Raw genomic sequence first — 4,349 nt, 5'->3', positions numbered from 1 at the left:
CTCTTTGCCTAATAAATCGGCTGTCCTCCTCATAGCGGTCAAAGACCCTGGCAGGCTGCCGGTTAACGTGCCTGGCATCTCTATTGACACAATGAAAGTCACCATACCGTTATATCTCTCTGAAATATCATCTAAGGCTTCCAGATATGCAAGATAGTTATCCGGCGAGAAGTTTTTGATATTGACTAAGAAGTAGGGGCGGATTTTTCCTCTCTTTATTATCTCGTCAAATACTTCCGCAAGACGTTCAAAATCTCCTTTTTTCGAGATATTAAATGGCTTGTTCTGGGAAATCCTCTCATAATCCACGGCTGTTAATTCTGTTTCTTTGCCAGGCGGTCCATCTGCCCTCACCATAAAAAGACCCATTGACCAAACAATATCATTGATAATCTCCTTCTCCTGTTCATCTTTGGCATATTTGACTGCTTCTCTGAGTTTATTAGTGGCAAGGACTCTGTAAGAGATAATATCATTGTAAGCATCGTCACTATCAAATTTTTCCGATACTGCGCCTCTCGTAATTACGTACAGATAGTGGAAATAGAGCTGCTTCTCGTGGGGGGATTCCAAAGAGTTGTAATCATTCTTTTCCAGATATAATCGAGCTTCTTCAAGCTGAGGTTTGCTTGCGGGTGTGCTACAAAGTGGTGATTTTAGAACCCGTGCAGGTTGGTCTTTAATCAGGTTATAAGTATATTTTCGCTTAGATGGCCCTGCCCTTATTTCATATGCCCTTTTTGCCATCTCCTTTGGCCTTAACCCGGCCCAATCCAACAACTCTGTGTTACCCAGCCATTCTGCACTTAAATCTATGACCTTACCATCGGTTATCTTATAAGGATAGCTTCCTATCTTAAGAGCATTTACCTCTTCTGTCCTGATTTGTTTTTCAACCTGTCCTGCCTCAATCTCTTCCACAGGAGTAATTTTTAATACTCTATCATTGGCCTTATTAATTACTATTAATTTCTTATCTTCTTCTCCTCCTATCCGTATTGTTTTTACTCTTTTTGCCAGGCCTTTGAAGTTGATTCTCGCGCCCTCAAATTCCACCACATTCGACTTTCTCATGAAACCAAAATAGACAATCAAGCCAATTACAACAGCAATGCCGAATATTTCAATAGGAATAATATAATAATAGTAAGGCGATAAGTTTGACAGTTTTTCCACAATTTCCAATTTGGGATGCAGATCCGTACCCAGCGGCAGACCGCCACTGGGAAGATGCGAAGCGATTGAGGAAATTTGTTCTGTGCCTTCTTCTATAATATTATGAGAAATTTGACTACACCAATCAAAAAATCCTCTTAAGAATAACAAAGGCATAAATGCGAAGGAAGAAGATGGAACTGGTTCCAACTCCCCAATAGCTTCAACAGTTTCAAAAGTTTCAGGTACAGTATCTTCGGCTTCGCCTTCGACTTTGCTTTCACCTATGCCGAAGATGACTGGTCTCTGCTCGGATTCTCCCTTTCGTGAGGTTAGTTTCTCATAAAGGGTGGGGTTCTTTTCTTGGAGACTGGCTAATGCTTTTTGGGCATTTTGGTACTTGGGCGAGCCTTCCGGAACTTCTACATATCCCTGCAAACGGATTAGACTTGGGGTTATCTCTTTATTGGAAAATCCTTTTTTCTTTAGAGACGCGACGCGTCTTTTCAGCGTGCTCCTATAGTACAGGTAACCTGCCACTAATGGTAAACCAAGAGTAAGCAACCCTTCCAGTTTATCCACATAGAGGTCTATATCCCGTCTGAGGCCAGCGATAATTCTTTTTGCCCCGGTAACCTTCTCAATCCTCCTTCGGGCCACAAGCCGATTGAGAGCTACTCCTAAGGATCCCTCGTATGGAATTCTTACAAGTCCCTTCTTTGCCTGCCGCCTATCTCTTTCAGCAAGAACCTGTGCCAATGCATCATGTATCCTCTGGGAGTTTGCAGGATGCATAGCTTCTGCCATCATTCCCGCAGTGTGTCCTTCCGCAGGATTGAAACCTTGCTGTAAAGCATAGCCTTCGGCTATGTCATGGATTAAGATTCTTTCCGTTGCAGCAATTTTTTCTTCACCAGTAAGATTTGAATCTTTGAGAAGTCTATTTACTTTATCAAGATTGATAAACACATTTTTGCCATCATCACTACACCTTGCAAATCCTTTCTGTGCATTATCAATTCTTATTCTAATCTCTGTTCCATTTATATTCACAGCGGTGTCTTTTATTATAACACGTCCATTTTCAACACTAACAGTCAATATTAACTTCCCTGATTCAAGAGCCCCAATAACTATATCTGCTGGCGCCCCAAGTTCTTTAAGGTCGGTTCTACTCCATCCAGGTGCACCCTCGAATTGACTGCCCGGGTGGGATGAAGACCCTCGTTCTATTATTGCTATGCCTTCGCGAATACTTCCTAAAATAGTCTCGATTGGTATACTTTCATTTGTGGAATTACCATCAATATCAATACGCTTGACAAGTACTTTAGTGCTTCCATATATCTCCCTATCTCCTATCACTTTTATAGTACCTGGGAGGTGCTCCAATATCTTTCTTCTAGTACCTGTCACAATACTAATTATAGTGTCTCCTACATTAATAAAAGGTGGTTTTTTAGAACTAACGATAGAGGCATTGTGTGCTATAACAGCTTTCGTGATATTTTCTACAGCAACTTCTGAAAGCTGGCCTAAACCTGCGGTTCTATAAATCTCAATTGCGCCTGAATAAGGTGTGTTCAACATAAGAACACTGAAACAAACGTTTTCGTATTTGCCACCTTTCTTATCTAATTCTGTTCGAATATGTGGGTCTAAATGTAGAAAATCTTTGATTATTGCCACGATACGTCCATCTTTGTCTACGGCCACATTAACACCTGCACGGTTTATCCCAGCATTCCCACCAATAGGTTCTCCCAAAAGAACATTGCAAAACTTTTCTGAATCTAGCATTCGTTCATTATGACGAATGACTTCTTCATCTATGTTAGTAGAGTCTGGTATCTTTCCCTGAGTAACTTCCATAGGTCTTGTAACAGATTCTATCTTTGCGTCTCCCTCTTGAATGGCTCTCAATATCTCCTTTATATCCATTTCTCTAATTGCGGTTTTTCCGCTAATACCAGTGCGTCTAACTTGTACTACTCCGGTTTGCTTGTCAATACTCAATATTTCCCTTTTAGTACCGGTTGCAACACTAGTTATAATATCTCCTACTCTTACAGAGAAAAAGTCTCCAGAAGCAATTACCTCCACAGAAGCTCCAGCAGGCAAAGCCACTCTCCTCGTCAAGGTGGTAAGGCTGGCTGAGGGCTTCGTTCCTTTGGAGAAGAAAATGTTATCAATGTAGATTACTCCTTTTTGTTTTGTGGCGCGCCCTTCTTCAAAGACTATGGTAAATTCTGTTATGTCCTTCCAATCGGTTATGCCTTCAAATTCACTCAATGGAATGGGCTTTCGTTGCCATTTGTCGGTGACTCCGCTTACAACATAAGTTCCCACTTCGCCCCTACTGTTTTTAAGTTCTATCTTAAATGTGGTTGTATACCCTTGACGTTTATCGCCTCTGACATCAAATACAAAGGACTTATAATTTGAGAGGTCTAAATTCCTTAACTTCATCCATGTTCCATTGTATTTTCCTTGTGGGACATAAGATTCTAACCTCCAGCAAGTCCCTTTCTCCGGATCCTCAACTAAGGACTCGCGCGTGTATCCCGGTGGGTCATAAAAGGCACCCATATCAGAGACTGGATCTGTAGGGCCCGTAGGGCTCCTACCGGATTCAAAATCCGTAAGAGATAAATCTACTGACACTTCCTGTGGCTCTGCGGATGGCTTCTCTCTTGTGGCAAACTTCTGCTCCAACGTTCTATCTTTCTTTTCAATAATTGCTTTGATTTTGGGTCCCAGTTCAGGATGGTTCCGAAGGAATGTATCAAGTCCTGCTCCTGCCAGGCGAGCCTGGGCAATAAGGCTCATACCTTGGTTAAGGGTTAAAAGCCTTCTTACTATTCCCTCTGTTTTCAGGTCAAGGCCATCGTACCAGCCATGAGAAGGGTTGTACAAGCCCGGGTACTTTTGCTGTAGGCGGGACAGGCTCTCCTTGGCGGAGTCGGGGTCAATCATCATTGCCAGGAATATGGCGTGAGGTGTAAGCGTGCTTTGCCATGTTGAAGCCTTGGCGGAATTCTGGGAATCGGGATTTTGAGCTAACTCTCTAATTCCTGCCTGACCATTGTACCCTTCAAGTGTCTCGCAGGCCGAGAAACCACCCAGAATGCCTTCAGGACCCGCATCCTTCATTACTTCAACATAGTTCTGATGTAATTTTCTTAGTGCCAGGG

At 42.4% G+C, this 4,349-nt stretch carries 1 protein-coding gene; it reads right to left on the bottom strand.

Translation table 11 applies throughout. The features are described from left to right. Positions 1 to 4,349: hypothetical protein (locus tag VMW39_06625; GenBank protein HUW23686.1), on the bottom strand; the 4,349-nt coding region annotated here is incomplete at both ends.

The organism is bacterium, assembly GCA_035530055.1.
Classification (GTDB): domain Bacteria; phylum UBA6262; class WVXT01; order WVXT01; family WVXT01; genus WVXT01.
This window is presented reverse-complemented; position numbering and strand designations above follow the sequence as displayed.